The sequence below is a fragment of the Streptomyces aquilus genome, from assembly GCF_003955715.1.
GTDB classification, from domain to species: domain Bacteria; phylum Actinomycetota; class Actinomycetes; order Streptomycetales; family Streptomycetaceae; genus Streptomyces; species Streptomyces aquilus.
In genome coordinates this window covers 4,632,582-4,658,182 of the sequence record NZ_CP034463.1, presented here as the reverse complement: position 1 = coordinate 4,658,182, position 25,601 = coordinate 4,632,582, and the positions used below count along the sequence as shown (strand labels likewise).

The following is a 25,601-nucleotide window of genomic DNA, read 5'->3' as shown; positions in this document are numbered from 1 at the left end:
TCTGTCGAGTTATGGTTACTTGTGTTTAGTTCTGTTTGAGTGAAGGAGTCCGGCGGTGAAGAAGACCTCGACCCGGCTGGCCGACGGTCGCGAGCTCATCTACTACGACCTGCGTGACGACACGGTGCGGGACGCGGTCGACCGCCGCCCGCTCGAGCGGACCGTCACCACGTCGGAGATCCGCCGCGACCCGCTGCTCGGCGACTCGGTGGCCATCGCCTCGCACCGACAGGGCCGCACCTACCACCCGCCGGCCGACGAATGCCCCCTGTGCCCGTCCGAGGGCGACCGGCTGAGCGAGATCCCCGACTCGTCGTACGACGTCGTCGTCTTCGAGAACCGCTTCCCCTCCCTGGCCGGTGACTCCGGCCGCTGCGAGGTCGTCTGCTTCACCTCCGACCACAACGCGTCCTTCGCCGACCTCACCGAGGAGCAGGCGCGTCTGGTCCTGGAGGCGTGGACGGACCGGACGTCCGAGCTGTCGCATCTGCCCTCCGTTGAGCAGGTGTTCTGCTTCGAGAACCGCGGCGCCGAGATCGGTGTGACCCTCGGACATCCGCACGGGCAGATCTACGCGTACCCGTTCACCACGCCTCGCACCGCCCTGATGCTGCGCCAGGTGGCCCAGCACAAGGAGGCGACCGGCGGCGAGAACCTCTTCGACAGCGTGCTGGAGAGCGAACTCGCCGGTGAGCGGGTCGTCCTGGAGAGTGAACACTGGGTCGCGTTCGTGCCGTACGCCGCGCACTGGCCCTACGAGCTCCACCTGTACCCGAAGCGCCGCGTGCCGGACCTGCTGGGCCTGGAGGAGGACGCGCGCTCAGAATTCCCCAAGGTTTATCTGGAACTCTTGAGGCGCTTCGACCGGATCTTCGGCGAAGGTGAGCCCGCCACGCCCTACATCGCCGCCTGGCACCAGGCGCCGTTCGGGCAGCTGGAGGAGTTCGAGGGTGTCAGCCGTGACGACTTCGCGCTCCACCTCGAGCTTTTCACCATCCGCCGCACCTCCGGCAAGCTCAAGTTCCTCGCGGGTTCCGAGTCCGGCATGAGCGTGTTCATCAACGACATCCGGCCGGAGGCCGCGGCCGAGCGACTGCGAGAGGTAGCGAGTTCATGAGCGGTAAGTACCTGGTGACGGGTGGCGCGGGTTACGTCGGCAGCGTGGTCGCCCAGCATCTGCTGGAGGCGGGCCACGAGGTCGTCGTCCTCGACAACCTCACCACCGGCTTCCGCGAGGGCGTCCCCGCCGGCGCCAGGTTCGTCGAGGGCGACATCCGCGACGCCGCCAAGTGGCTGGACTCCTCCTTCGACGGCGTGCTGCACTTCGCCGCCTTCTCCCAGGTCGGCGAGTCGGTCGTCAAGCCCGAGAAGTACTGGGACAACAACGTCGCCGGCACCATGGCGCTGCTCGGCGCGATGCGCGAGGCCGGCGTGCGCAGGCTCGTCTTCTCCTCCACGGCCGCCACCTACGGCGAGCCGGAGCAGGTCCCGATCGTCGAGACCGCGCCGACGCGGCCGACCAACCCCTACGGCGCCTCCAAGCTCGCCGTCGACCACATGATCACCGGCGAGGCGGCGGCCCACGGCCTGGGCGCGGTCTCCCTGCGCTACTTCAACGTCGCGGGCGCGTACGGCGCCTACGGCGAGCGGCACGACCCCGAGTCGCACCTCATCCCGCTGGTCCTCCAGGTCGCCCAGGGCAAGCGGGACGCCATCTCGGTCTTCGGCGAGGACTACCCGACGCCGGACGGCACCTGCGTCCGCGACTACATCCACGTCGCGGACCTGGCCGAGGCCCACCTCCTCGCCGTCGAGGCCGCCACCCCCGGCGAGCACCTCATCTGCAACCTCGGCAACGGCGAGGGCTTCTCCGTCCGGCAGGTCATCGAGACCGTCCGCCAGGTCACCGGCCACCCGATCCCCGAGGTCGTGGCCCCCCGCCGCGGCGGCGACCCGGCGACCCTGGTGGCCTCGGCCGCCACCGCCCGCGAGAAGCTGGGCTGGAACCCGTCCCGCGCGGATCTCGCGGGGATCGTCGCGGACGCGTGGGAGTTCGCGCAGAACATCTCGAGGGAGCAGTAGTGCGGGCACAGCAGGTCCGGGCCGGTTTCGTGGAGCTCTACGGCACCGAGCCCGAGGGTGTCTGGTCGGCGCCGGGGCGCGTCAACCTCATCGGTGAGCACACCGACTACAACGACGGCTTCGTGATGCCCTTCGCGCTGCCGCACACCGCTGTCGCCGCGGTCTCCCGCCGCGCCGACGGCGTGCTGCGGCTGCACTCGGCGGACATCGAGGACGGCGTCGCCGAGCTGCGCCTGGACGACCTCGCCCCGGAGTCCGACCGCGCCTGGACGGCGTACCCGGCGGGCGTGGTCTGGGCGCTGCGCGAGGCGGGCCACGCCGTCACCGGCGCCGACATCCACCTCTCCTCGACGGTCCCGTCCGGCGCCGGCCTGTCGTCCTCGGCCGCGCTGGAGGTCGTGGTCGCCCTCGCCCTGAACGACCTGTTCGAACTGGGCCTACAGCGCTGGCAGTTGGCCCGCCTGTGCCAGCGCGCCGAGAACGTCTACGTCGGCGCCCCCACCGGCATCATGGACCAGACGGCGTCGGCGTGCTGCGAGGAGGGCCACGCGCTCTTCCTCGACACCCGGGACCTGTCCCAGAAGCAGATTCCCTTCGACCTGGCCGCCGAGGGCATGCGCCTGCTGGTCGTCGACACCCGGGTCAAGCACTCCCACAGCGAGGGCGAGTACGGCAAGCGCCGCGCCGGCTGCGAGCGGGGCGCGGCCCTGCTGGGCGTCGACGCGCTGCGGGACATCCCCTACGCCGACCTCGACGCGGCCCTCGCCCGGCTCGGTGACGACGAGGAGGCGGTCCGTCTGGTCCGGCACGTCGTCACCGAGGACGAGCGGGTCGAGAAGGTCGTCGACCTGCTCAGGTCGGGTGAGACGCGGGCGATCGGCCCGGTCCTGGTGGCCGGTCACGCCTCGCTGCGCGACGACTTCCGCATCTCCTGCCCGGAGCTGGACCTCGTCGTCGACACGGCGATGAGCGCGGGCGCCCTGGGCTCCCGGATGACCGGCGGCGGCTTCGGCGGCTCGGCGATCGTGCTGGCGGACGTGGCCGACGTCGACACCATCACCAAGGCGGTCGAAGAGGCCTTCGCCGCGGCCGGGTTCACCGCACCGCGCGTGTTCGAGGCGGTGCCGTCACCGGGGGCGCGCCGGCTCGTCTGAGATCCCGGGCCGGCCCCGCACCCACCTGACGGGGGGCGGGGCCGGCCCATGCTTTGCCCGCGTTGGCGCGATCTTGGCGAATTCCCGGCGAATCCCTGACGCCGCCCCGAGTAGCGTCGCTGTGTTCGAGTGGATGCGGACGCAAACGGGGGCACGATGAGCGACCTGTCGGTCGACTACGCGGTACTGAACCGCGTCAGGCACAACCTCGACCACATCGCCGAGCTGATGAAGAAGCCGGGCCGCGAGATGCGCGACGTCACCGGCGACTCCATGGGCGTGCCCGAACTCGCCCGCCGCATGGACCACTTCGGCGAGGAGTGGTCGTACGGCATCAAGCAGCTGACCAGGTTCTCCGAGAAGGCGTCCAAGGCGCTGCTCAAGGTCGAGGAGTCCTTCGAGAAGCTCGACCACGAGCTGGCCGAGGCGCAGCGGCGGCGGGGCGGCAAGTAGCGGTGGCGAAGGCGGAGGACTTCCCGGCGCTCGGCTTCGTGCCCTGCCCCGGTGATCACGAGGCCGCCGACGAGGTGGCGAAGACGGTCCGTCGTACGGCGACGGCGCTGGCGGAGATCTCCCAGGTGCTGCACGGCACCGGCGCCGGCGACTGGAAGGGCCGGGCGGCGGAGGCCTTCCGGGAGAAGTTCGACGACGAGTTCCGCCCCCGCGTCGACGACGCCCGCGACTCCTTCGCCGGCGCGGCCACCGCCCTGGAGGACTGGGCCTCCCACATGGCCCACCAGCAGGCCGCGGCCCGCCGCCTGGAAGCCCGCGCCGCCGAGGCCGCCGGCCAGGTGGACAGCGCGCACGCCAAGGCGAAGCAGCTCAAGGACGCCAAGGACAGCGACGCCCACGCCGTGCACGACGCCGACCGGGCCGTCCACGCCCGCCAGGCCGAACTCGACGACCTGCGCCGCCAGGCCCACCGGATGTCCGAGCAGTACCACGCGCACGGCGAGGACATCGCCGAGCGCCTCAGGGCCGCCATGGACATCGCCCCCGACGAGCCCGGCATCTGGGACCGCCTCGGCGACGCCATCGCCGACCTCGGCAAGGCGCTGGCCGAGCTGCCGGGCCAGGTCGGCGAGTTGCTCGCGGACGTCGGCGACTGGCTGAAGGCCCACGCGGACTGGATCACCGTCGCCGCCTCCGTCGTCGGCGCCATCGCGATCTTCTGCCCCGCGCTCGCCCCGCTCGCGATCGGCCTGAGCGCGCTCGCCCTGTTCGCACACGCCGCGTCGTACGGCATGAGCGGCCTCTTCCCGCCCACCGGCGACCACATCGGCAACTGGCTCACCCTCGGCGGTGACGCCCTCGGCATGATCCCCGGCGTGGGCGCGGCGAAGTCGGGCCTGACGGCCGGGTTCAAGGCGGGCCGGGCCGCCGAGGGCTTCGTCGCGGGCACCCGCGTCGGCATCAGGACCGCCGCCGTGACGGCGAAGGACGCCATGAAGGCCGCCGACCCGGTGGCCAAGATGATCGACCGTCCGGTCATGGCCGTGGCCACCCGCCTCGGCGTCTCCCGCGGCGCCGCCCTCACCGCCACCGAGGGCGTCCAGGCCGCCGCCACCCTCGCCTGGACGGCCCCCACCGCCCTCAACGCCTACGCCACCAGCACCGGCCGCTACGACGCCGCCACCTGGGGCACCGGCGTCGGCAACATCACCATGGGCACGGGCGGCGGGAAGTTCGGCGGCCTGGTGGCGGTGGGCAGCGCGATCGGGCTGGGCGCGTGGGAGCTGACCGACTGATGACCGATGTGGACGTGGCCGATCTCTGGTTCGAACTCCCCGCGGGTTTCGTCGAGTTCGACCTCGCCGAGGACCCGGAGTCCCGCATGCTGCGCATGGCGGACGCGGTCGACACGCTCTTCACCGACGCGACCCCCGAGCAGAAGTTCAGCCTCGTCATCTCCGGCGAACACGTGCTGACGACGATGATCGCGGCCGGCGCCGCTCACGTCTCCAGCTGCCTGCTGCGCATGCCAGGCGACGAACCCTCCCAGGCCACCCTCTGCGTCCTCGTCGAACGCCCCGCCACCGGCCCCGAGGTCCAGGACCGCCAGGCCGCCGCCCGCCGCACGGCCGCCCAGTGGCGCGAGCTGCACCCGGACGCCGAGGTCGGCCTCGTCATGCTGCCCTACGGCATCTGCGCGCTCTGCGTCCGCGAACAGCACCTGGCCGTCCCCGGCGCGCTGTTCGGCCTGCCCGACCCGGTCCCGGCGACGGTCCGCCAGGCCGAGGTCTGGGTGCCGCTGAAGACGGGCCCAGGCGCGGTGCTGTTCGTGCTCACGACGCAGGACGTGCGGCACTGGGCGCAGTACGTCGACGTACTGAGCGGCATAGTGAAGTCGATCTCGGAGGAACGGGTATGAGCGGCGAGATCAAGGAGGAGGCCGGGCAGAGGACGCGCACCCGTCGTCCGGTGGCACTGGCGGCGGGGATCGGCGGGTACGCGCTCGCGGTGATCGCGGGGATGTACGTCCTGGCGGACGCCGTGGGCCCCGCCCTCCAGATCCCCCTGTGGATCGCGCACGCGGTCGTCCTGGCCCTCCTGATCCGGCGGCTGGGTGCGAAGGAGTCGAGCGCGTACGCCGCCCTGTTCGTCGTCCTGACCTCGGCGTCGGCCGTGTACGTCATCGGCCTGGCCCGCGACGACCTCGCCCTCCGGCAGCGCGGCGAGAAGGTCACGGTCACGGTCGTGAAGGAGTGGCGCGACCCGGCCGAGGGCCGCAGGGGCCGCGACTCCCACTACGCGCTCGCCCGCCAGGACGGCACCCGGCTGCCGGGCCCCGCGATGACGACGACCTCGGACCGCTACGACGTGGGCGAGACCCTGACGGTCATCGAGGACCCCGAGGCGAAGCTGGCCCCCGAGACCCCCGGCCAGGCGGACCCCACCGCGGAACTCCTCGGCGCGGCCGCCCTGGCCCTCGCCGCCCTCGGCGCGATCGGCTGGATGACCTGGCGAGCCACCCGGAACGGCAAGGAGAAGCCCAGGAGCACCTCCGGCCCCGAGGCCCGGGCGGCACAGGAGGAGCGGCTCCGCGAGGCCCTGCGCACCCACCCCGCCGACCGCCGCGGTTACATCAAGCTCCACCCCGAGGACTACCCCGCCCTCACCCACCGGCGAGCCGCCCGCATCGCCTGGGAGACGGGCCTGCGCACGGAGGCCGCGGGCAACCGGGGTTCCTGGCGCTTCAAGGAGACGGTGGTGGAGCAGGTCCCGCTCGACTAACGGAGTCTCTTCGTCAGCGTGTACTCCGTGATCCCCGGCGGATAGTCGGGGATCACGCACACCACGTCGTACCCCTGCTTCCGGTAGAACTCCGGCGCCTGGAAGTCCCACGTCTCCACCCGGGACATCGCACAGCCCCGTTCCTCACGTGCGACCCGCTCCGCCTGAGTGAGCAGCCGCGATCCCAGGCTCGCGCCCCGGTGGCGCTCGTCCACCCACAGGTACGTCACATGGAGCCAGGCCGTCCAGGTGTGGCCGACCAGCCCGCCGGCGAGTTCCCCCGCCGCGTCCAACACCCAGACATGGAGCGGAAGTTCGCGTTCGCCCGGGGTGCCGCGCAGGGCCCGCAGCACCGGGGAGGCCGCGGTGTTGGTGTCCCGCAGCCGGATGCGCAGCAGATCGCGCCGGTCTTTGTCGACTTCTGTCTCCATACGAAACATGCGGCTCACCATAAACGCGCTGGACAGCCAGTTCTGCAAATTACCTTCCGCTCCTGCCCCCCGGCCGTACCCTGATGAACAGCACCGGTGGGGGCCGGTGCTGTTCAGGGGGCGAGACAAGTCGGGTACGACACCCGAAGTGGGGGTAGCAGTTCGGGCACGGCGGCGGCCGTGCGCAGCGCCATCGCGCTTCGGGCGTCGTACCTGCGCCTGGTCTTCCGTCTCCCGACGATGGGGTATCCCCTGCTCTTCAAGAGCTTGGGGAAGGGGGTTTCGTGGTTCGCATCCGAGTCCTGGTCGTCGACGACCATCGCATCTTCGCCGAATCGCTCGCCGCAGCTCTGGCGGCCGAGCCCGACGTCGACGTCTCCGCGGCCGGCAGCGGTCCCGCCGCGCTGCGCAGCCTGGAGCGCGCGGCGGCCGAGGGCCGCCGTTTCGACGTGCTGCTGGTCGACGCCGACCTGGGCGGCAACGTCCAGGGCATCCGGCCCGCCGTGCCCGTCCAGGAGGCGGGCGAGGACGGTCTCGTCGACGGCATCTCACTGGTGGCCGGGGTGCGTTCCGCACAGCCCGGTGTCCGGATCGTCGTACTCGCCGAGAAGGACGATCCGCGGCGCGCCGCGCTCGCTCTTCAGGCCGGTGCGTCCGGCTGGGTGGCCAAGGACTGCTCGCTGTCCCGGCTGCTGACCGTCATACGAGGGGTGCTGCGCGACGAGACCCATCTGCCGCCCGCCCTGCTCACCGGGGTGCTGCGGGAGCTGACCGCCGCACGCAAGCACCGCACCGAGAGCGAACGGCTGGTGGAGTCGCTCACCCCGCGCGAGCGCGAAGTGCTGCGCTGCATGGTCGCCGGGCTGGGCAGAAAGGCCGTCGCCGAACGGCTGTTCCTCTCCCCGCACACCGTGCGCACCCATATGCAGAACGTCCTCGGCAAGCTGGGCGTGCACTCCACGCTGGCCGCCGTCGCGCTCGCGCGGCGTGCCGGGGTCGGGCCCGTGGACCTGGAGCCGGCCGGACGCATCCGGCCGGAGGAGACGCACACCGCCTGAGCGGGGCGAGCCCTCAGCCGGGGATGTTGTCGAACGGGGCGGTCAACTGGCGCAGCAACCCGGCCAGTTCGCCCCGCTGGGCCCGGGAGAGCTCCGCGAGGATCGCCCGCTCCTGGTCGAGCAGTCCGGCCAGGGCCTGGTCCGCGCGGTCCCGGCCCTCGTCCGTCAGCCGGACCAGCACGCCCCGGCGGTCCGAGGGGTCCGGCAGTCGTTCCACCAGGCCCTTCTTCGCCAGCCGGTCGATACGGTTCGTCATCGTCCCCGACGTCACCAGGGTCTGCGTCAGCAGCTGCCCCGGCGAGAGCTGATACGGCGTTCCCGCGCGCCTGAGCGCCGTCAGGACGTCGAACTCCCAGGGCTCCAGACTGTGCTCGGAGAAGGCCAGACGGCGCGCGCGATCCAGGTGCCGGGCCAGTCTGCTCACCCGGCTGAGCACCTCGAGCGGTTCCACGTCGAGGTCCGGGCGCTCCCGGCGCCACGCAGCGACCAGCCGATCGACCTCGTCCTCCATGACGATCAGTGTAGTGGTTGTGTCGATGTGAAGTCTCTTGACGTCAAGTCTCTTGACGTCAAGAGATATGGAGGGGCACAGTGGATCTCATGACGACTTGGGACCCCGCCCAGTACCTGCGCCACGCCGACCACCGCGCCCGCCCCTTCATCGACCTCCTCGCCCGCGTACCGGACCTTCCCACCGACCCGGCACGGATCGCGGACCTCGGCTGCGGCCCCGGCAACGTCACCGCCCTCCTCGCCGACCGCTGGCCCACCGCCCGCGTCACCGGCTACGACAACTCGCCCGAGATGCTCGACAAGGCGCACGCCGAGCACGCCGGCCCCACCCCGGGCGGCGGCAGCCTCGACTTCGCCCACGCCGACGTACGGACCTGGGCGCCCACCGGCTCCTACGACCTCGTCATCAGCAACGCCACGCTCCAGTGGGTCCCCGGGCACGTGGAGCGCTTCGCCGACTGGATCGGCGCCCTCGCGCCCGGCGGCACCCTCGCCTTCCAGGTCCCCGGCAACTTCGGCGCCCCCAGCCATCGGCTGATGCGCGAACTCGCCGCGTCCTTCGGCCTCCCCGTCGCCCTGCGCCACGACGATGCCGTCCACACCCCCGAGGCCTACCTCGCCCGCCTCACCGCCCTCGGCTGCACCGCCGACGTCTGGGAGACGACGTACATCCACCTCCTCACCGGCGAGGACCCGGTGCTGGACTGGGTGAAGGGCACCGGACTGAGGCCCGTCCTCACCGCCCTCGCCGACGACCCGGCGGCCCGCGAGAAGTTCCTGACCGCCTATCGCGCCGCCCTGCGCGAGGCCTATCCGGCGGGCCCGCACGGCACGCCGTTCCCGTTCCGCCGCGTCTTCGCGGTCGCCCGCAAGGAGGCGTGAGGGATGATCACCGCCGTCGACCATGTGCAGCTCGCCGCCCCGCCCGGCTCCGAGGACCGGCTGCGGGCCTACTACGCCGGCGTCCTCGGTATGACCGAGATCCCCAAGCCGCCCGCGCTCGCGGCCAGGGGCGGGTGCTGGTTCCAGGCCGGGCCCGTCCAGCTCCACCTCGGCATCGAGGCCGCCTTCCGGCCCGCGCTCAAGGCCCACCCGGGGCTGCGGGTCACCGACATCGAGACCTACGCCGCTCGCCTGGAGACCCGGGGCGCCACCGTCACCTGGGACACCGACCTGCCGGGACACCGGCGGTTCTACTCCTACGACCCCGTGGGCAACCGGCTGGAGTTCCTGGAACCGCGCGTTTGAGCGGGCCGGTCACGGTTCACCCGGCAGCCGGGAAACACCAACGCGATCGGGAGTGAGTGACGTGGCGAAGGACCAGAAGGCCAAGGCCAAGAAGGAACAGGCCAAGGGCAAGGCCAAGGAGACCGTCGGCCGCGCGGTCGGCAACGAGCGGCTGACCACCAAGGGCCGCGCCGAGCAGATGAAGGGGGACGCACGCCAGGCGAAGGAGAAGGAGAAGGACATCTTCAAGCACTGACGTCCTGAAGCACTGCACTGACGTCCTGAAGTACTGCACTGACGTCCTGAAGTACTGCACTGACGTCCTGAAGTACTGCACTGACGTCCTGAAGCACTGAGGATCGGGTCGCCGCCGCCCGGCTCAGCTCTTGCGGCGCCCTATCAGATGCGGCTTCGCCTCCAAGCCGTCCAGGCCGTGCCAGGCCAGGTTCACCAGGTGGGCCGCGACCTCCGCCTTCTTCGGGCGGCGGACGTCCAGCCACCACTGGCCCGTCAGCGCGACCATGCCGACCAGCGCCTGCGCGTACAGCGGGGCCAGCTTGGGGTCGAAGCCGCGGCTCTTGAACTCGCGGCCCAGGATGTCCTCCACCTGCGTGGCGATGTCCGAGATCAGCGAGGCGAAGGAACCCGTCGACTGCGGGATGGGGGAGTCACGGACCAGGATGCGGAAGCCGTCCGTGTACTCCTCGATGTAGTCGAGGAGCGCGAACGCCGCCTGCTCGCACAGCTCGCGCGGATGCCCCGCCGTCAGCGAGCTGGTCACCATGTCCAGCAGCCGCCGCATCTCGCGGTCCACGACCACCGCGTACAGCCCCTCCTTGCCGCCGAAGTGCTCGTACACCACCGGCTTGGAGACCCCGGCCTTCGCCGCGATCTCCTCCACCGACGTGCCCTCGAAGCCCTTCGCGGCGAACAGGGTGCGGCCGATCTCCAGCAGCTGGGCGCGGCGCTCGGCGCCCGTCATCCGTGTGCGACGGGTGCGCCGCGGCTTGTCATTGCTCTCGGTGCTGCTGGAGTCGGTCGCCACGGCGTCAATCATGCCGCCTCGACGGTGTCCTTCCGGCGTCGGGAGCCGTCTTCACCGGTGTTGCGGCGCGAATCGATACGCGAGCGTGACGGCCAGCGCACGTCGTACGCCCACCCGGCCAGCTCGAACCAGCGGATCAGCCGCGCCGAGGAGTCCACCTGGCCGCGCATCACACCGTGCCGCGCCGACGTCGGGTCCGCGTGGTGCAGGTTGTGCCAGGACTCGCCGCACGACAGCACCGCCAGCCACCACACGTTGCCCGAACGGTCCCGCGACTTGAACGGCCGCTTGCCCACCGCGTGACAGATCGAGTTGATCGACCAGGTGACGTGGTGCAGCAGGCAGACCCGGACCAGCGAGCCCCAGAAGAAGCCGGTGAACGCGCCCCACCAGGACATCGTCACCAGACCGCCGATCACGGCCGGCAGGGCCAGGGACAGCATCGTCCAGTAGATGAAGTTCCGGGAGATCGAACGGATCGCCGGGTCCTTGATCAGATCCGGCGCGTACTTGTCCTGCGGCGTCTGCTCCTCGTCGAACATCCAGCCGATGTGCGCCCACCACAGGCCCTTCATCAGCGCCGGGACCGTCTCGCCGAACCGCCACGGGGAGTGCGGGTCGCCCTCGGCGTCGGAGAACTTGTGGTGCTTGCGGTGGTCGGCCACCCAGCGGACCAGAGGGCCCTCGACCGCCATCGAGCCCGCGATCGCCAGCGCGATCCGCAGCGGGCGCTTGGCCTTGAAGGAACCGTGTGTGAAGTAGCGGTGGAAACCGATCGTGATGCCGTGGCACCCGAGGTAGTAGAAGAAGACCAGCAGGCCGAGGTCCAGCCAGCTCACCCCCCATCCCCACGCCAGCGGCACCGCCGCCAGCAGCGCGAGGAACGGGACGGTGATGAAGAGCAGCAGCGTGATCTGTTCGATCCCGCGCTTCTGCTCCCCGCCGAGGGTGGCGGAGGGCATGGGTGAGCCGTCATTCGCCTTCGGGGCGTCTTCGATCACATCGGAGCTCGTGGTCATGGGGCGTCCCCTGTGGGGTTCGAGGGTGGGAGAAGAACCGTGGTACCGGTAACCACGCGAGAAGCAGAGCGGGACTTCCCTACGGTTCCGTAACCTACGGCGTCGTAAGTATGGCAGCGCGTCGTCCCACGGCAAGAGCCCAAGAGCCTGCGCGTCCGCACCGGCACCTATCCTGGAGTCGTTCGGACAGCGCGGTCCGCTCTCATTTCTTCCCGGATGATCCGGCCCGTATGCGGCAGCCGCCGCGCGACGGTCACCCGGGTTCCCTCCCGGACGAGCTTCAACACTGCAAGGAGCCGCACCTGTGAGCAGTGCCGACGACCAGACCACGACGACGACCTCCAGTGAGCTGCGCGCCGACATCAGGCGACTCGGTGACCTCCTCGGCGAGACCCTCGTCCGGCAGGAGGGCCCCGAGCTGCTGGAACTCGTCGAGAAGGTCCGCCGCCTCACCCGCGAGGACGGTGACGCCGCCGCCGAGCTGCTGCGGGGCACGGAACTGGAGACCGCCGCCAAGCTGGTGCGCGCCTTCTCCACCTACTTCCACCTGGCCAACGTCACCGAACAGGTGCACCGAGGCCGCGAACTCAGAGCCAAGCGCGCCGCCGAGGGCGGCCTCCTCGCCCGCACCGCCGACCGCCTCAAGGACGCCGACCCCGAGCACCTGCGCGCCACCGTGCAGAACCTCAACGTGCGCCCCGTCTTCACCGCGCACCCCACCGAGGCCGCCCGGCGCTCCGTCCTCAACAAGCTCCGCCGCATCGCCGAGCTGCTGGAGACCCCGGTCCTGGAGACCGACCGCCGCCGCTACGACACCCGCCTGGCCGAGAACATCGACCTCGTCTGGCAGACCGACGAGCTGCGCGTCGTACGCCCCGAGGTCACGGACGAGTCCCGCAACGCGATCTACTACCTCGACGAACTGCACGCCGGCGCCGTCGGCGACGTCCTGGAGGACCTCACCGCCGAGCTGGAGCGCGTCGGCGTCACCCTCCCCGAGGAGACCCGCCCCCTCACCTTCGGCACCTGGATCGGCGGCGACCGCGACGGCAACCCCAACGTCACCCCCCAGGTCACCTGGGACGTCCTGATCCTCCAGCACGAGCACGGCATCAACGACGCGCTCGACATGATCGACGAACTGCGCGGCTTCCTCTCCAACTCCATCCGCTACACCGGAGCCACGGAAGAGCTGCTGGAGTCCCTGCGCGAAGACCTCGAACGCCTCCCGGAGATCAGCCCGCGCTACAAGCGCCTCAACGCCGAGGAGCCCTACCGGCTCAAGGCCACCGCGATCCGCCAGAAGCTGGAGAACACCAAGCTCCGCCTCGCCAAGAACACCCCGCACGAGCCGGGCCGCGACTACCTCGGCACCAGCGAGCTGCTGGGCGACCTCACCCTCATCCAGACCTCCCTGCGCGGACACCGCGGCGGCCTGTTCGCCGAGGGCCGCATGAACCGTACGATCCGTACGCTCGCCGCCTTCGGCCTCCAGCTCGCCACCATGGACGTCCGCGAACACGCCGACGCCCACCACCACGCCCTCGGCCAGCTCTTCGACCGCCTCGGCGAGGAGTCCTGGCGCTACGCCGACATGCCCCGCGACTACCGCGGCAAGCTGCTCGCCAAGGAGCTGCGGTCCAGGAGGCCGCTGGCCCCGACCCCGGCCCCGCTGGACGCCGCCGGCGAGAAGACCCTCGGCGTCTTCCACACCGTCAAGCGCGCCCTCGACGTCTTCGGACCCGAGGTCATCGAGTCGTACATCATCTCGATGTGCCAGGGTGCCGACGACGTCTTCGCCGCGACCGTCCTCGCCCGCGAGGCCGGCCTCATCGACCTGCACGCCGGCTGGGCCAAGATCGGCATCGTGCCGCTCCTGGAGACCACCGACGAGCTCAAGGCCGCCGACACCATCCTGGAGGACATGCTCTCCGACCCCTCCTACCGGCGCCTGGTCGCGCTGAACGGGGACGTCCAGGAGGTCATGCTCGGCTACTCGGACTCCTCGAAGTTCGGCGGCATCACCACCTCCCAGTGGGAGATCCACCGCGCCCAGCGCCGCCTGCGCGACGTCGCCCATCGCTACGGCGTCCGCCTGCGCCTCTTCCACGGCCGCGGCGGCACCGTCGGCCGCGGCGGCGGCCCCTCGCACGACGCGATCCTCGCCCAGCCCTGGGGCACCCTGGAGGGCGAGATCAAGGTGACCGAGCAGGGCGAGGTCATCTCCGACAAGTACCTGGTGCCGTCCCTGGCCAGGGAGAACCTGGAGCTGACGGTCGCCGCCACCCTCCAGGCCTCCGCCCTGCACACCGCCCCCCGCCAGTCCGACGAGGCCCTCGCCCGCTGGGACGCGGCGATGGACGTAGTGAGCGACGCCGCCCACGCGGCCTACCGGCGCCTGGTCGAGGACCCGGACCTGCCGAACTACTTCCTCGCCTCGACACCGGTCGACCAGCTCGCCGACCTGCACCTCGGCTCGCGGCCCTCCCGCCGCCCCGGCTCCGGCGTCTCCCTCGACGGGCTGCGCGCCATCCCGTGGGTGTTCGGCTGGACCCAGTCCCGGCAGATCGTCCCCGGCTGGTTCGGCGTCGGCTCCGGCCTCAAGGCGCTGCGCGAGGCCGGCCTCGACACCGTGCTCGACGAGATGCACGAACAGTGGCACTTCTTCCGGAACTTCATCTCCAACGTCGAGATGACCCTCGCGAAGACCGACCTGCGCATCGCCCGCCACTACGTCGACACCCTCGTCCCGGCCGAGCTCCAGCACGTCTTCGCCACCATCGAGGCCGAACACGCCCTCACCGTCCGCGAGGTCCTCAAGGTCACCGGCGAGAACGAACTCCTCGACGCCCAGCCCGTCCTGAAGCAGACGTTCACCATCCGCGACGCCTACCTCGACCCCATCTCCTACCTCCAGGTCGCCCTGCTCAAGCGCCAGCGCGACGCGGCCGCGGCGGGCGAGGAGCCCGACCCGACCCTGGCCCGCGCCCTCCTCCTCACCGTCAACGGTGTGGCGGCGGGCCTGCGCAACACCGGCTGAGACCCCCGCGCATACGACGGTGCCCCCGAGGCTCAACCCCGGGGGCACCGTCGTGTCAACGCTGACGCGTCATGCCTTACGGCGGCGGAACACCAGGTAGCCGCCCGCGGCCACCAGCGCGGCCGCGGCACCGCCCAGCAGGCCCACCGGGGCGCCGTTGCCGGTCTCCGCGAGGTCACCGCCGTCGCCGTCGCCGCTGCCGCCACCCTGGGCGGACGGCGACGAGGACGCCGAAGGCTCCGAGGACGACCCGCCGGCGGGCGCCGACTCGGACGGCGAGGCGGAGGGCGAGGAAGAAGCGGACGAGGAAGCCGACGGGGAAGCCGACGAGGACGGCGTCTCACTCGGCTTGCCGTCGTCCGAGCCCTCGCAGTCGGTCCAGAAGACCTTGTGCTTGGCCGCGCCCTTCTCGCCCTCGAAGTTCCAGAACAGCTTGTAGTGACCGTCGGGCAGCGACAGGTCCTGGGTCCGGCCGTGACCCTCGGCGTCAAGGGTGATCTCGCCGGACTTCACCGTCTCGCCCTTGACGTCGGCCGTCGGCGCCCAGGCCTCGATGTGCCAGTCCACCTCCTGGACGCCGTCGAAACCGAACGCGTCCAGATAGAACGTGCAGACGTGCGGCTCGTTGCGCCGCAACTCCTCGCCGGTGGAGGCGTCGTGGATCTTCACAGTGCCGTTGTCACCGGGAGCGGTGGCGTAGGCGTTCGGGGCCGCGAACAGGGCGGCGGCGGTGACGGCGGACAGGGCGCCGGCACGGATGAGGGTACGCATGGGGCAGTCCATCTTCGAGATGTGACAGGGAAGATGTGGAGGGGGCGGCTCAGCTTCCAGCCCCGACTGACCTCAGGTCAATCACGAACAGACAACACTCACACCCTCCACAGAAACGCAGAACGGCGAAAGGCGTCAGATCGTCACGAAAGCAGCGGTGAGCAGGACGACACCCGCCCCCGCCATCACCCACGCGCCCCGCGTACGCTCCAACCCGCCCGCCACCACGACCGACGCCAGCAACAGCGCACCACCCAGCGGAACCCAGGCGTAGAGAACCCCGGCCGGACCGGACCGTACGACCTCGTCACTGCTCGGCTTCACGACGACCGCGTACGTCTCGCCCTTGCGCACCGCCACCGTCTTCTCGATGACGACCTCGGCCCGCGCCGTGGACCCCTCGGAGACCGGCGTGTACGGCCCGCTGCACGTGTCCTCCCCGCACCGCGTCACCTCGATCGTGCCGCTCTCCCGGCCCTTCGTCAGCATCACGTGCTGCGCGGTACCCCACGACGCCCACACCCCCGCCACCAGGATCAGCACCGCGACCGCACCCATCGCCGCGAGCCGCCCGAACCGGAGGGCGGCAGCCGAGGCCTGGCGGGCGGAGACAGAGGCAGGGGCAGGCATGGCCGGGATCATTGGCCATGCCTCAACGGCCCGTCAACCTGGGCCGGTTCCGCGACCGGACAAGTCAGGAGTTGTACGTGCTTTGCGCCCGCTCCAGCCCCTCGATCACCAGACACTCCACCGCGTCCGCCGCCCGGTCCACGAAGTAGTCGAGCTCCTTGCGCTCCGCGGAGGAGAAGTCCTTCAGCACGAAATCCGCGACCTGCATCCGCCCCGGAGGCCGCCCGATCCCGAACCGCACCCGGTGATACTCCGCGCCGAACGCCTTCGTCATCGACTTCAGCCCGTTGTGCCCGTTGTCCCCACCACCGAGCTTCAACCGCAGCACCCCGTAGTCGATGTCCAACTCGTCATGCACGGCCACGACGTTGGCGACGGGCACCTTGTAGAAGTCCTTGAGCGCGTTCACCGGCCCACCGGACAGGTTCATGTACGACATCGGCTTCGCCAGGATCACCCGGCGGTTCAGCGGCCCCGGCGGCCCGATCCGCCCCTCCACGACCTGCGCCTGCGCCTTGCCGGCCCGCTTGAACCTCCCCCCGATCCGCTCGGCCAGCAGATCGGCCACCATGAAACCGACGTTGTGCCGGTTGGCCGCGTACTCCGGCCCGGGGTTGCCGAGGCCGACGATCAGCCAGGGGTCGTTGGCGGGGCTCGTCACGTCCATCTCTCCTCGATACGCGCCAGCCGCCACTCCCGTACGGAAGCGGCGGCTGACGAATTCTTGCAGAGCTCCTGCGAGCTCCCGCAGAGCCTCACAGCTCCTGCATGCAGAGCCTCAGGCTCAGGCCTCGGCGGCCTCGTCGCCCTCGGCAGCCTCCTCCGAGGCCTCCTCGGCCTGCGCGGCCAGGACCTGGAGAACGACAGCGTCCTCGTCGACGGCGAGCGTGGTGCCGGCCGGCAGCTTGATGTCCTTGGCGAGGATGGAGGCACCGGCCTCCAGGCCCTCGATGGAGACCGTGACGGACTCGGGGATGTGGGTGGCCTCGGCCTCGACCGGAAGCGCGTTCAGCACGTGCTCCAGCAGGTTGCCACCGGCGGCCAGCTCGCCCTCGGTGTGGACCGGGATCTCGACCGTGACCTTCTCGCCACGCTTGACCAGCAGCAGGTCGACGTGCTCCAGGAAGCCCTTGATCGGGTCACGCTGAACCGACTTCGGGATCGCCAGCTCGTTGGTCTTGCCGTCGATGTCCAGGGAGATCAGGACGTTCGGCGTACGCAGCGCCAGCAGCAGGTCGTGGCCCGGGAGGGTCAGGTGCAGCGGGTCGGCACCGTGACCGTAGAGAACACCGGGAACCTTGGCGTCACGGCGGATGCGGCGGGCAGCGCCCTTGCCGAACTCGCTGCGGGTCTCGGCGGAGATCTTTACCTCGGACATGCGGATCACTCCTCGTATGGGTGAGAGCGGACAAGGTCACCCGGCCACGAACGGCCTGCTACGAAGAGCGCGTCGATAACGGAGGCGTGGCCTCCCTCGCCGAGCAACCTCGGCAGTCTACTCGGCAGGGGAGGCCACAGAAAAATCGATCATCAGCGCCCGCCGGGCGCGGGCGATCATGCAGAAGCGTTTTTACGGCTTCGGGAAGCGTGGAGCGCAGGACTCACTGCTCGTCGAACAGGCTCGTCACCGAACCGTCCTCGAACACCTCACGCACCGCACTCGCGATCGTCGGCGCGATCGACAGCACCGTCATCTTGTCCAGGTCACGACCCAGCTCACCCGGCGTCGGCAGCGTGTTCGTGAACACGAACTCACTCACCCGCGAGTTCTTCAGCCGGTCGGCGGCCGGACCCGACAGCACACCGTGCGTCGCCGTCACGATGACGTCCTCCGCACCATGCGCGAACAGCGCGTCCGCGGCCGCGCAGATCGTGCCACCCGTGTCGATCATGTCGTCGACGAGAACACAGACGCGGCCCTTCACCTCACCGACCACCTCATGCACGGTGACCTGGTTCGCCACGTCCTTGTCACGCCGCTTGTGCACGATCGCCAGCGGAGCGCCGAGACGGTCGCACCAACGGTCGGCGACGCGCACGCGCCCCGCGTCAGGAGAGACGACCGTCAGCTTGTCCTTGTCGACCTTCGCCCCCACGTAGTCCGCCAGCAGCGGCAGCGCGAAGAGGTGGTCGACCGGTCCGTCGAAGAAGCCCTGGATCTGGTCCGTGTGCAGATCGACGGTGAGAATGCGGTCCGCACCGGCGGTCTTCATCAGATCGGCGATGAGACGGGCCGAGATCGGCTCACGCCCACGGTGCTTCTTGTCCTGACGCGCATAACCGTAGAACGGCACGATCACGGTGATGGAACGCGCCGACGCCCTCTTCAGGGCATCGATCATGATCAGCTGCTCCATGATCCACTTGTTGATCGGAGCCGTGTGGCTCTGGATCAGGAAGCAGTCCGCACCACGCGCCGACTCCTGGTAACGGACGTAGATCTCGCCATTGGCGAAGTCGAAGGCCTTCGTCGGGACGACCCCGACACCCAACTGCTGGGCGACCTCCTCGGCAAGCTCGGGGTGGGCGCGGCCGGAGAAGAACATCATCTTCTTCTCGCCGGTCGTCTTGATCCCGGTCACAGCACTGTCTCCTCAGAGGTGTCTCAGCTGGGTGTCGAGAGACCTCGCCGCTGGGCGCGACGGGCCGTCTCAGCTGGTGGGGTGCGGGTGTGCACTTATCACGGTACGCCGTGTTTGACGCACCTGTTTCCGGTCAGCCGTCGCTACCCGGCTCCCGGGACGCCGCCTCGGCCGCCTTCGCCGCCGCGCTTCCCGGACGCTTACGGGCCACCCAACCCTCGATATTCCGCTGCTGGCCACGGGCCACGGCCAGCGAACCGGGCGGCACGTCCTTCGTGATCACCGACCCTGCGGCGGTGTAGGCGCCGTCCCCGACCGTGACAGGCGCCACAAACATGTTGTCCGAACCCGTCCGGCAGTGCGACCCGACGGTGGTGTGATGCTTGTCCTGCCCGTCGTAGTTCACGAACACGCTCGCGGCACCGATGTTGGAGTACTCACCGATCGTCGCGTCACCGACGTAGGACAGGTGGGGAATCTTCGTCCCCTCCCCGATCGAGGCGTTCTTGGTCTCCACGTACGTCCCGATCTTGCCCTTCGCGCCGAGCCGGGTACCGGGCCGCAGATAGGCGTACGGCCCCACGCTCGCGGCCGGGCCGATGTGCGCCCCGTACGCCACGGTGTTGTCGACCCGGGCTCCGGCGCCGACATGGGTGTCGGTCAGACGGCTGTTGGGACCGACCTCGGCGGTGGAGCCGACGTGGGTGGTGCCGTGCAGTTGGGTGTTGGGGTGGACGACGGCGTCCTGATCGAAGGTGACGGTCACGTCGACCCAGGTCGACGCCGGGTCGATGACGGTGACTCCGGCGAGCATGGCCTCGGTCAGCAGCCGGTCGTTGAGAATCCGGCGGGCCTCGCTGAGCTGGACGCGGTTGTTGATGCCGGCGATCTCACGGTGGTCGGCGGCGACGGAAGCCCCGACACGATGACCGGCCTCCCGGAGGATCCCGAGAACGTCGGTGAGGTACTCCTCGCCCTGCGAGTTGTCGGTACGGACCTTCCCGAGAGCGTCGGAGAGCAACTGCCCGTCGAACGCGAAGACTCCGGAGTTGATCTCCCGGATCGCGCGCTGCGCGTCGGAGGCGTCCTTGTGTTCGACGATCGCGGTGACGGCACCCGAGGCGCCGTCCCGCACGATCCGCCCGTACCCGGTCGCGTCCGGGACCTCGGCGGTGAGGACGGTGACGGCGTTGCCGTCGGTGGAGTGCGTCGCGGTGAGGGCGCGGAGGGTCTCACCGGTGAGAAGGGGAGTGTCACCACAGACGACGACCACAGTCCCGTCGACGACACCGCCCAGCTCTTCGAGCGCCATCCGTACCGCGTGCCCGGTGCCGTTCTGCTCCGCCTGCACGGCGGTCCGTACGTCGGGGTCGATGACGTTGAGATGCGCGCCGACCTTCTCACGCGCGTGCCCGACGACGACGACCAGATTCTCGGGGTCCAACTCACGGGCTGCGGCCAGCACATGGCCCACGAGGCTGCGGCCGCAGAGCTCGTGGAGAACCTTGGGTGTGGCCGACTTCATACGGGTGCCCTCACCCGCTGCGAGAACGACGACGGCTGCCGGGCGGTTGGCGCTCACGGGATGCCCTTCGGCTGTGGAGGGGGTGGGGTGACATCCGCAGGATACCGGGGCGTTTATTGGGGGACATGAGTGTGGGCCCTGACTGTGCTGTCAGGGCCCACTACTTGTCATGCTCCCGGGGAAGGAATCGAACCCTCATTCAATGGACCAAAACCATTTGTCCTGCCTTTAGACGACCCGGGATGGTTCGTCCGCTATGTCCGATTCTCTAGATCGGTGCGGTGTGCAGCCCCTACTATGCCGTACCACCAGCCTTCGATGCGACGGTACAAGTCGGCTCCCTTCAGGACTCTGACGGCCAGGCAGCCGCGGTAGGAGTCGCCGGTGTTCTTCCGTACCGTCTTCGGGTTGTGTTTCTTCGGCGTGGTTTTGTAGAAGACGGAACGGTCGGCATCGACGAGTTCGGCCCAATACTGTTCGGCGGCGGCCACGTCGGCGGTCTCGTGGATCATCACGGAGTACCGCAGTCGTTCCCGCTCGATGCCGAGAAGGTCGAGCCAGGCGTGGAAGACCTTGATCATCCCAGGGTCGCTGTTGACGAAGATTACGTTCTCTCGGCGGGCGTACGGCTTGTCCTTGCCGCCTTCGGCCCAGTAGAGGGCGACGCCGGCAATGAACAGATCCCGATCGGACAAGTCGCCGATTTCTGCGGTTGCGGCTGCCTTGGTTTGCTGGCGCTGCTCATCCCGTACTGCCAGTTCGTGCTCCCGGCGTTTCCGGCCCGCCAGCCTGGCCTGATCCGCGGGGTCACGTCGCTCCGGCTTAGGCAGATCCCGCACCCACAACGAGATCGAACTCTTGGAGCACCCCAGCTCCACCTGGATCTGGTCGCACGTCCAGCCCTGGAGCCGTAGCTCCCGCGCCCTGGCCCTCAGGTCGTCCTTCGCGTTCGGGCGCTTCGTCCATTCCGGAGGGGGCTCGCCCTCCAGGAGGCGGTTGAGGATGTCGTTGTTGTGGACGTGCAGGCGGTCGCGGATCCGGCGTCGGCTGAGTCCTGCCCGCCGTAAGGTCACCGCCCGCTCCCGCAGTCCCTCGAAGTCGGCGTATTTGCCAAGTGAAGTTGCCATAGGCATACCGTCCAGACGGAATCTCCGCTTCCGGGGTCGAACAGGGGCTGGTTCAGCAGTTCGAGGGAAATCGGGTGGTTTCGCTTCTGGCCGGTCACGGCGTGTGGTGTAGGCCAGTACCGGAAACTCACCGGAAAAGCCGCGCCCGCCGCCCGTAGGCTGGGAGGCATGACCACGACGGGGGAAGACCACGCCGCGGCCCGGACGGGGCCGTGGTGGTGGGCCAGGTGGCGTACCGCACTGTTGGACATCGGCCTCGCGTTCGTTTCCGTGCTGGAGTGCGCGGTCGAGGGCGTCGACTTCGCGAGGGACGCGGGGATCCCGACGGCGGCGGGGGTCGTCTTCGGGGCGCTGGCCGGGGCCGCGCTGCTGGTGCGGCGGAAGTGGCCGATCGCGGTGGTGCTGGTGTCCATCGCGATCACGCCTGCCCAGATGGGGTACCTCATGGGCATCGTGGGGCTGTACACCCTCGCCGCCTCCGAACTGCCCCGGCGGATCATCGGGTCGCTGGCCGGGATGTCGTTCGTCGGCATGCTGATCGTGATGTTCGTGCGGGTGCGGCAGAGCATGGAGACGGGGGAGAGCGACCTCGGGGGGTGGTCCGTTCCGTTCGCGGCCATCGCGATTTCCATTGGGCTGACCGCCCCGCCCTTGCTGCTCGGGCTGTATGTGGGGGCTCGGCGGCGGCTCATGGAGAGCTTGCGCGAGCGTGCCGACAGTCTTGAGCGGGAGCTTCAGCTGCTCGCCGAGCGGGCGGAGGAGCGGGCCGAGTGGGCGCGCAACGAGGAGCGGACCCGGATCGCCCGGGAGATGCATGACGTCGTCGCGCATCGGGTGAGCCTGATGGTCGTGCATGCCGCCGCGTTGCAGGCCGTTGCGCGGAAGGATCCGGAGAAGGCCGTCAAGAACGCCGCGTTGGTGGGGGACATGGGGCGGCAGGCGCTGACCGAGTTGCGGGAGATGCTCGGGGTGCTGCGGAGCGGGGACGGCCGTCGCGGTGGTGTGCGGCAGGCTGCCGTGCCGTTGGCCGCTGTGGGGGTTGCCGCTGCCGCTGCTGCTTCGCGGGTCGTCGACGAGTCCGACGGGCCCTGTCTGTCCGAGTTGGAGGAGTTGATCGGGCAGTCGGCGGCCGCGGGGATGGTCGTGGATCTGACCGTGGAGGGCGATGTGCGGTCGTACGCGGGGGAGATCGAGCAGACCGCGTACCGGGTCGTGCAGGAGGCGTTGACCAACGTCCACAAGCATGCGGCGGGGGCGAAGACGCATGTCCGGCTCGCGCATCGGGGGTCGGAGATCGCGATGCAGGTGGAGAACGAGCCGCCGCCGGAGGTGTCGGTGGCGTCGTCGGCGCGGTTGCCGTCCGGGGGGAACGGGCTGGTGGGGATGAAGGAGCGGGTCGTCGCGCTGGGCGGGGTGTTCGTGTCCGGGCCGACGGATGCGGGGGGTTTTCGGGTGTCGGCGGTAATTCCGGCGTCGTAGCGCCGCGTTGGTCGGCGTTGGTCGGCGTTGGTCGGCGTGGCTTGGGGTGGTTCTGGGTGGTTCAGCCTGCCGTGAGCCGTACCGGTTCCATGCCTGCGACGAGGGCGGCCAGCGCGTGGTCGATGTTGGGGCCGAGGTACCAGTCGCCGGTGTGGTCGAGGGCGTAGGCGCGGCCTTCGGTGTCGATGGCGAGGAGGGCTTCGGTCTCGGTCTCGGTGCCGAGGGGGCAGACGTCGGTGTCGAGGGCGCGGCCGAGGTCGGCGAGGGTGCGGGCCATGTGGAGGCCGTGCAGGGGGTCGAGGTGGAGGTGGGCGGGGGCGACCTGGCGGCCGGGGCCGGTGGGGGTGATGTGGAGGCCGCCGAACTCGGCCCAGGCCTCCACCGCGGCGGGGAAGACGGTGTGGCGGTGGCCGGCGGGTGAGGTGTGCTCGCGGAGGGCGTCGGCCCATATCTCGGCCTGTTTGATGTCCCAGCGTCCGGGTTGCCAGCCGGCTGCGCGCAGGGCGGCGTCGACGGGTACGGGGAAGCGGGTGGTGCTGGTGCGGTCGGGGTGCATCTGCCCTTCGATCGTCGAGGTCATGGTCGTGGTGCTGGTGGTGCTGGTGGTGCTGGTGGTGCCTGTGGTGCCTGTGGTGCCGGTAGTGGTGGTGCCGTTGGTCGTGCGTGGGGGTTAGTCGTCCGCCGCCGGGTCGACGATGCGTACGCCGAAGTGGGCGCTGAGGGCGGTGCAGGCGCGGCAGGGGGCGGCGAAGCTGCCGTGGAGGGGGTCGCCGTCCTCGCGGATGCGGCGGGCGGTGAGTTTGGCCTGCTTGAGGGCTTTGCGGGCCTCGCCGTTGGTCATGGGTTTGCGGGCGGCGCGTTTGGTGCGGGCGGCGTCGGCGGCGGCGAGGTGGCGGGAGATGAGGATCGTCTCGGCGCAGCGGCCGGTGAAGCGGTCGCGCTGGGCGGATGTGAGGGTGTCGAGGAAGTCCTGCACGAGGTGGTGCAGGGATGGGGCCTCGTCGCCGCGGGCCGCGGTGCCGGTGAGGGTGGCGCCGCGGACGGAGAGGGCGGCGGCGACGGTGGGGAGTATGCCGTCGCGGCGGTGGCGCAGGGTGGGGGCGTGGGCGGCTTCGCTGCTCCAGCCGATGCGCGGGTCGCCGGACAGTCCGGTCCGCGGGTCGCCAGGTGTGGCCGGTCGCGGTCCTGGGTGCGGTCCCGTCTGCGTCGTATTCATGATCATCATCCCCTCCGAGCATCCCCCCGGATCACACAGAGTGCCAAATGCCGTGGCTGGTGCGGAAGCTGGGGCGGTGCGACACGCCCGGGTTTGGGCGGGCTGTCACGGCGGGGTGACGGCTGGTCACGGAAGCGGAGGGCCGCTGACCGGTGCCCGGTGACCGGTGTCGTCGTACCGCATAGGCTGTCGGCACCCGCATGTATGCGACCGCATGTATGCGACCGCGTGTATGCGACTGCGTGTATGCGGTCAACACGCTGGAGAACGTCGGAGAAGTCGAATACGGGCTGGGGTGGCGGGTCGGAGCCGGGTGGACCGGGGCCGGGGCCGGTCGCCGCGGGTCGTACAGAGTGCCGCAGGGGGCAACCGCCATGACGACAGGTCGGCTCGGGCAGCAAGCCGCGCCGCCGAACGCGGCCTATGCCGGGCAGGTCGTGCATTTCCCGGATCCGGTCCGGGCTGCCCGTCACCCGAGGGGGGTGCGGGTGGACGAGCGCGGCTATCCGGACTTCTCGGCGTATGCCCGTGCGGCTGCGGAGATCGCCGATCCGCCGGAGGGTTTCGGGGTCGACGAGCTGCGGTTGACGGACTATGTGTCGGCGAACGCGGCGCTCGCGGCGACGGGCCATGAGCTGTGGGACACGATCCCGGCGGTCGCGACGCCGCACGGCTGGACGTGGCATCACGTGGTGGGTTCGCGCCGTCTTGAGCTGGTGCCGGTCGAGGTGAAGGCGTTGCTGCGGCATCACGGCGGGATCGCGACGGCGGCGGTGGAGCACGGGAAGCGGGGGACGCGGCCGTTGCAGGAGACGCGGCCCGCGCACTTCGGGTTGCCGAAGTCGGGTGCGGCGGTGTCGGAGTCGCAGGTGCTGGGGGTCGAGGAGGACCTCGGGTACCGGCTGCCGGGTGCGTACCGGTCGTTCTTGAAGGCGGCGGGTGGGTGCGCTCCGGTGGGGACGGCTCTGGACCCGGAGTTGGGTCTGCTGGTCGACCAGCCGTTCTTCACGGTGCGGGACGAGGCGGCCGTCAACGACCTCGTGTACGTGAACAAGTGCCTGCGTGACCATCTGACCAAGGACTACCTGGGCGTCGGCTTCGTGCAGGGCGGGCTGCTGGCCGTGAAGGTGAAGGGCGACCGGATCGGTTCGGTCTGGTTCTGCGCGTACGACGACGCCCGCGACGTCGATCCTTCGCTGGCTCCGGCGGAGCGGGTGGAGCGGCTGTTGCTGCCGTGCGGCGATGACTTCGATGTGTTCCTGTCCCGACTGGCGGGTTCTCCGCCTGAGTTGGAGACGGTGGCGAACCTGATGGTGGACGGCGGTTTCGCGCGGTCCGTGCCGGTGGCCGGCGCCGGAGCCGGAACTGGGGCCGGAACTGGCGCCGGAACTGGGGCCGGAACTGGGGCCGGAACTGGGTCTGTAGCCGGGGCTGTTGCCGGGGCTGGGGAGTGAGCTGACCGATGGTG

Annotated in this window: 27 protein-coding genes and 1 tRNA gene; 14 read left to right on the top strand and 14 right to left on the bottom strand. The window is 70.2% G+C overall.

Annotation, left to right across the window (positions count from 1 at the left end):
* The first annotated feature begins 55 nt into the window (after positions 1–55).
* The 7 genes from galT (at position 56) to EJC51_RS21370 (ending at position 6,470) form a co-directional block, all read left to right on the top strand.
* Entirely contained in the window at positions 56–1,117 is a 1,062-nt protein-coding gene (gene galT / locus EJC51_RS21400) for a galactose-1-phosphate uridylyltransferase (RefSeq protein WP_126272567.1), read from the top strand.
* Complete coding sequence (gene galE / locus EJC51_RS21395) at positions 1,114–2,082, top strand: UDP-glucose 4-epimerase GalE (RefSeq protein ID WP_126272566.1); 969 nt, start codon at positions 1,114–1,116, stop codon at positions 2,080–2,082. Before galT ends, galE begins: the two co-directional genes overlap by 4 nt.
* Positions 2,082–3,236, top strand: a complete 1,155-nt coding sequence (galK, locus tag EJC51_RS21390; RefSeq protein ID WP_126272565.1) for a galactokinase — start codon at positions 2,082–2,084, stop codon at positions 3,234–3,236. Before galE ends, galK begins: the two co-directional genes overlap by 1 nt.
* Positions 3,237–3,392: 156 nt before the next feature.
* On the top strand, positions 3,393–3,689 hold the full coding sequence (locus EJC51_RS21385) for a hypothetical protein (protein ID WP_126272564.1): 297 nt from the start codon (positions 3,393–3,395) through the stop codon (positions 3,687–3,689).
* A gap of 2 nt (positions 3,690–3,691) precedes the next feature.
* Positions 3,692–4,984: a putative T7SS-secreted protein gene (locus EJC51_RS49195; RefSeq protein ID WP_126272563.1), complete on the top strand. Its 1,293-nt coding sequence runs from the start codon at positions 3,692–3,694 to the stop codon at positions 4,982–4,984.
* Complete coding sequence (locus tag EJC51_RS21375; protein ID WP_126272562.1) at positions 4,984–5,607, top strand: hypothetical protein; 624 nt, start codon at positions 4,984–4,986, stop codon at positions 5,605–5,607. The genes EJC51_RS49195 and EJC51_RS21375 overlap by 1 nt, the downstream gene beginning before the upstream one ends.
* Positions 5,604–6,470, top strand: a complete 867-nt coding sequence (locus EJC51_RS21370) for a hypothetical protein (protein ID WP_126272561.1) — start codon at positions 5,604–5,606, stop codon at positions 6,468–6,470. The genes EJC51_RS21375 and EJC51_RS21370 overlap by 4 nt, the downstream gene beginning before the upstream one ends.
* Here the strand turns inward: EJC51_RS21370 and EJC51_RS21365 are convergent.
* A complete protein-coding gene (locus EJC51_RS21365) occupies positions 6,467–6,922 on the bottom strand; it encodes a GNAT family N-acetyltransferase (RefSeq protein WP_207924840.1) in 456 nt (151 codons plus the stop codon). The two genes, EJC51_RS21370 and EJC51_RS21365, sit on opposite strands and share 4 nt — an antisense overlap.
* A 263-nt stretch (positions 6,923–7,185) precedes the next feature.
* Between EJC51_RS21365 and EJC51_RS21360 the strand changes: the two genes are divergently transcribed.
* Positions 7,186–7,959, top strand: a complete 774-nt coding sequence (locus tag EJC51_RS21360) for a LuxR C-terminal-related transcriptional regulator (protein WP_126272559.1) — start codon at positions 7,186–7,188, stop codon at positions 7,957–7,959.
* A gap of 13 nt (positions 7,960–7,972) precedes the next feature.
* Here the strand turns inward: EJC51_RS21360 and tamR are convergent, their stop codons facing one another.
* Entirely contained in the window at positions 7,973–8,470 is a 498-nt protein-coding gene (gene tamR, locus EJC51_RS21355) for a MarR family transcriptional regulator TamR (protein WP_059196100.1), read from the bottom strand.
* An 89-nt stretch (positions 8,471–8,559) separates the two neighbouring features.
* On the opposite strand from tamR, the gene EJC51_RS21350 reads away from it, so the two are divergent.
* The 3 genes from EJC51_RS21350 (at position 8,560) to EJC51_RS21340 (ending at position 9,955) form a co-directional block, all read left to right on the top strand.
* Positions 8,560–9,354 carry a trans-aconitate 2-methyltransferase gene (locus tag EJC51_RS21350; protein WP_126272558.1) on the top strand — a complete coding sequence of 265 codons (795 nt, stop codon included), beginning with the start codon at positions 8,560–8,562 and terminating at the stop codon, positions 9,352–9,354.
* 3 nt (positions 9,355–9,357) lie between these two features.
* Positions 9,358–9,720 carry a VOC family protein gene (locus tag EJC51_RS21345; protein WP_059196102.1) on the top strand — a complete coding sequence of 121 codons (363 nt, stop codon included), beginning with the start codon at positions 9,358–9,360 and terminating at the stop codon, positions 9,718–9,720.
* A 61-nt stretch (positions 9,721–9,781) separates the two neighbouring features.
* The gene (locus tag EJC51_RS21340; RefSeq protein ID WP_097265154.1) at positions 9,782–9,955 is read left to right on the top strand and encodes a CsbD family protein; all 174 of its coding nucleotides are present in this window, start codon (positions 9,782–9,784) and stop codon (positions 9,953–9,955) included.
* Positions 9,956–10,078: 123 nt separating this feature from the next.
* Here EJC51_RS21340 and EJC51_RS21335 read toward each other — a convergent pair whose 3' ends face one another.
* The gene (locus EJC51_RS21335) at positions 10,079–10,756 is read right to left on the bottom strand and encodes a TetR/AcrR family transcriptional regulator (protein ID WP_126272557.1); all 678 of its coding nucleotides are present in this window, start codon (positions 10,754–10,756) and stop codon (positions 10,079–10,081) included.
* Entirely contained in the window at positions 10,753–11,763 is a 1,011-nt protein-coding gene (locus tag EJC51_RS21330; RefSeq protein ID WP_126272556.1) for an acyl-CoA desaturase, read from the bottom strand. The genes EJC51_RS21335 and EJC51_RS21330 overlap by 4 nt, the downstream gene beginning before the upstream one ends.
* Before the next feature lie 304 nt (positions 11,764–12,067).
* Here EJC51_RS21330 and ppc point away from each other — a divergent pair, with 304 nt between their 5' ends.
* Positions 12,068–14,803, top strand: coding sequence for a phosphoenolpyruvate carboxylase (ppc, locus tag EJC51_RS21325; protein ID WP_126272555.1), 2,736 nt, complete (start codon positions 12,068–12,070; stop codon positions 14,801–14,803).
* A gap of 69 nt (positions 14,804–14,872) precedes the next feature.
* Here the strand turns inward: ppc and EJC51_RS21320 are convergent, their stop codons facing one another.
* From EJC51_RS21320 to EJC51_RS21285, 8 genes are all read right to left on the bottom strand, one after another.
* Positions 14,873–15,574, bottom strand: a complete 702-nt coding sequence (locus tag EJC51_RS21320; protein WP_126272554.1) for an LPXTG cell wall anchor domain-containing protein — start codon at positions 15,572–15,574, stop codon at positions 14,873–14,875.
* Positions 15,575–15,709: 135 nt separating this feature from the next.
* Positions 15,710–16,216 (bottom strand): hypothetical protein, encoded by a 507-nt coding sequence (locus tag EJC51_RS21315; protein WP_126272553.1) that lies wholly within the window; start codon positions 16,214–16,216, stop codon positions 15,710–15,712.
* A 52-nt stretch (positions 16,217–16,268) separates the two neighbouring features.
* Complete coding sequence (pth, locus tag EJC51_RS21310; RefSeq protein WP_126272552.1) at positions 16,269–16,871, bottom strand: aminoacyl-tRNA hydrolase; 603 nt, start codon at positions 16,869–16,871, stop codon at positions 16,269–16,271.
* 117 nt (positions 16,872–16,988) lie between these two features.
* On the bottom strand, positions 16,989–17,582 hold the full coding sequence (locus EJC51_RS21305; RefSeq protein ID WP_126272551.1) for a 50S ribosomal protein L25/general stress protein Ctc: 594 nt from the start codon (positions 17,580–17,582) through the stop codon (positions 16,989–16,991).
* A gap of 223 nt (positions 17,583–17,805) precedes the next feature.
* Entirely contained in the window at positions 17,806–18,786 is a 981-nt protein-coding gene (locus tag EJC51_RS21300) for a ribose-phosphate diphosphokinase (protein ID WP_059196110.1), read from the bottom strand.
* Between the two features lie 133 nt (positions 18,787–18,919).
* The gene (gene glmU / locus EJC51_RS21295) at positions 18,920–20,368 is read right to left on the bottom strand and encodes a bifunctional UDP-N-acetylglucosamine diphosphorylase/glucosamine-1-phosphate N-acetyltransferase GlmU (RefSeq protein ID WP_126272550.1); all 1,449 of its coding nucleotides are present in this window, start codon (positions 20,366–20,368) and stop codon (positions 18,920–18,922) included.
* Positions 20,369–20,483: 115 nt separating this feature from the next.
* A tRNA-Gln gene (locus EJC51_RS21290) sits at positions 20,484–20,554 on the bottom strand.
* A gap of 11 nt (positions 20,555–20,565) precedes the next feature.
* Positions 20,566–21,438, bottom strand: coding sequence for a helix-turn-helix domain-containing protein (locus tag EJC51_RS21285; RefSeq protein WP_126272549.1), 873 nt, complete (start codon positions 21,436–21,438; stop codon positions 20,566–20,568).
* 168 nt (positions 21,439–21,606) lie between these two features.
* Here EJC51_RS21285 and EJC51_RS21280 point away from each other — a divergent pair, with 168 nt between their 5' ends.
* Complete coding sequence (locus EJC51_RS21280) at positions 21,607–22,917, top strand: sensor histidine kinase (RefSeq protein WP_126272548.1); 1,311 nt, start codon at positions 21,607–21,609, stop codon at positions 22,915–22,917.
* Positions 22,918–22,978: 61 nt separating this feature from the next.
* Here the strand turns inward: EJC51_RS21280 and EJC51_RS21275 are convergent, their stop codons facing one another.
* Positions 22,979–23,473 (bottom strand): SUKH-3 domain-containing protein, encoded by a 495-nt coding sequence (locus EJC51_RS21275; RefSeq protein WP_126277065.1) that lies wholly within the window; start codon positions 23,471–23,473, stop codon positions 22,979–22,981.
* A 114-nt stretch (positions 23,474–23,587) separates the two neighbouring features.
* Positions 23,588–24,142 carry a YwqJ-related putative deaminase gene (locus EJC51_RS21270; RefSeq protein ID WP_126272547.1) on the bottom strand — a complete coding sequence of 185 codons (555 nt, stop codon included), beginning with the start codon at positions 24,140–24,142 and terminating at the stop codon, positions 23,588–23,590.
* Positions 24,143–24,507: 365 nt separating this feature from the next.
* On the opposite strand from EJC51_RS21270, the gene EJC51_RS21265 reads away from it, so the two are divergent.
* Positions 24,508–25,587: an SMI1/KNR4 family protein gene (locus EJC51_RS21265; protein ID WP_244362765.1), complete on the top strand. Its 1,080-nt coding sequence runs from the start codon at positions 24,508–24,510 to the stop codon at positions 25,585–25,587.
* The last annotated feature ends 14 nt before the right edge of the window (positions 25,588–25,601 follow it).

Bases quoted from the DNA above. Each gene is read 5' to 3' on its own strand.
- galE (WP_126272566.1), top strand. From the start codon at position 1,114: ATGAGCGGTAAGTACCTGGTGACGGGTGGCGCGGGTTACGTCGGCAGC.
- EJC51_RS21385 (WP_126272564.1), top strand. From the start codon at position 3,393: ATGAGCGACCTGTCGGTCGACTACGCGGTACTGAACCGCGTCAGGCAC.
- EJC51_RS21375 (WP_126272562.1), top strand. From the start codon at position 4,984: ATGACCGATGTGGACGTGGCCGATCTCTGGTTCGAACTCCCCGCGGGT.
- EJC51_RS21370 (WP_126272561.1), top strand. From the start codon at position 5,604: ATGAGCGGCGAGATCAAGGAGGAGGCCGGGCAGAGGACGCGCACCCGT.
- EJC51_RS21365 (WP_207924840.1), bottom strand. From the start codon at position 6,922: ATGGTGAGCCGCATGTTTCGTATGGAGACAGAAGTCGACAAAGACCGG.
- tamR (WP_059196100.1), bottom strand. From the start codon at position 8,470: ATGGAGGACGAGGTCGATCGGCTGGTCGCTGCGTGGCGCCGGGAGCGC.
- EJC51_RS21350 (WP_126272558.1), top strand. From the start codon at position 8,560: ATGACGACTTGGGACCCCGCCCAGTACCTGCGCCACGCCGACCACCGC.
- EJC51_RS21345 (WP_059196102.1), top strand. From the start codon at position 9,358: ATGATCACCGCCGTCGACCATGTGCAGCTCGCCGCCCCGCCCGGCTCC.
- EJC51_RS21335 (WP_126272557.1), bottom strand. From the start codon at position 10,756: ATGATTGACGCCGTGGCGACCGACTCCAGCAGCACCGAGAGCAATGAC.
- EJC51_RS21330 (WP_126272556.1), bottom strand. From the start codon at position 11,763: ATGACCACGAGCTCCGATGTGATCGAAGACGCCCCGAAGGCGAATGAC.
- EJC51_RS21320 (WP_126272554.1), bottom strand. From the start codon at position 15,574: ATGCGTACCCTCATCCGTGCCGGCGCCCTGTCCGCCGTCACCGCCGCC.
- EJC51_RS21315 (WP_126272553.1), bottom strand. From the start codon at position 16,216: ATGATCCCGGCCATGCCTGCCCCTGCCTCTGTCTCCGCCCGCCAGGCC.
- pth (WP_126272552.1), bottom strand. From the start codon at position 16,871: ATGGACGTGACGAGCCCCGCCAACGACCCCTGGCTGATCGTCGGCCTC.
- EJC51_RS21305 (WP_126272551.1), bottom strand. From the start codon at position 17,582: ATGTCCGAGGTAAAGATCTCCGCCGAGACCCGCAGCGAGTTCGGCAAG.
- EJC51_RS21285 (WP_126272549.1), bottom strand. From the start codon at position 21,438: ATGGCAACTTCACTTGGCAAATACGCCGACTTCGAGGGACTGCGGGAG.
- EJC51_RS21280 (WP_126272548.1), top strand. From the start codon at position 21,607: ATGACCACGACGGGGGAAGACCACGCCGCGGCCCGGACGGGGCCGTGG.
- EJC51_RS21275 (WP_126277065.1), bottom strand. From the start codon at position 23,473: ATGCACCCCGACCGCACCAGCACCACCCGCTTCCCCGTACCCGTCGAC.
- EJC51_RS21270 (WP_126272547.1), bottom strand. From the start codon at position 24,142: ATGATGATCATGAATACGACGCAGACGGGACCGCACCCAGGACCGCGA.
- EJC51_RS21265 (WP_244362765.1), top strand. From the start codon at position 24,508: ATGACGACAGGTCGGCTCGGGCAGCAAGCCGCGCCGCCGAACGCGGCC.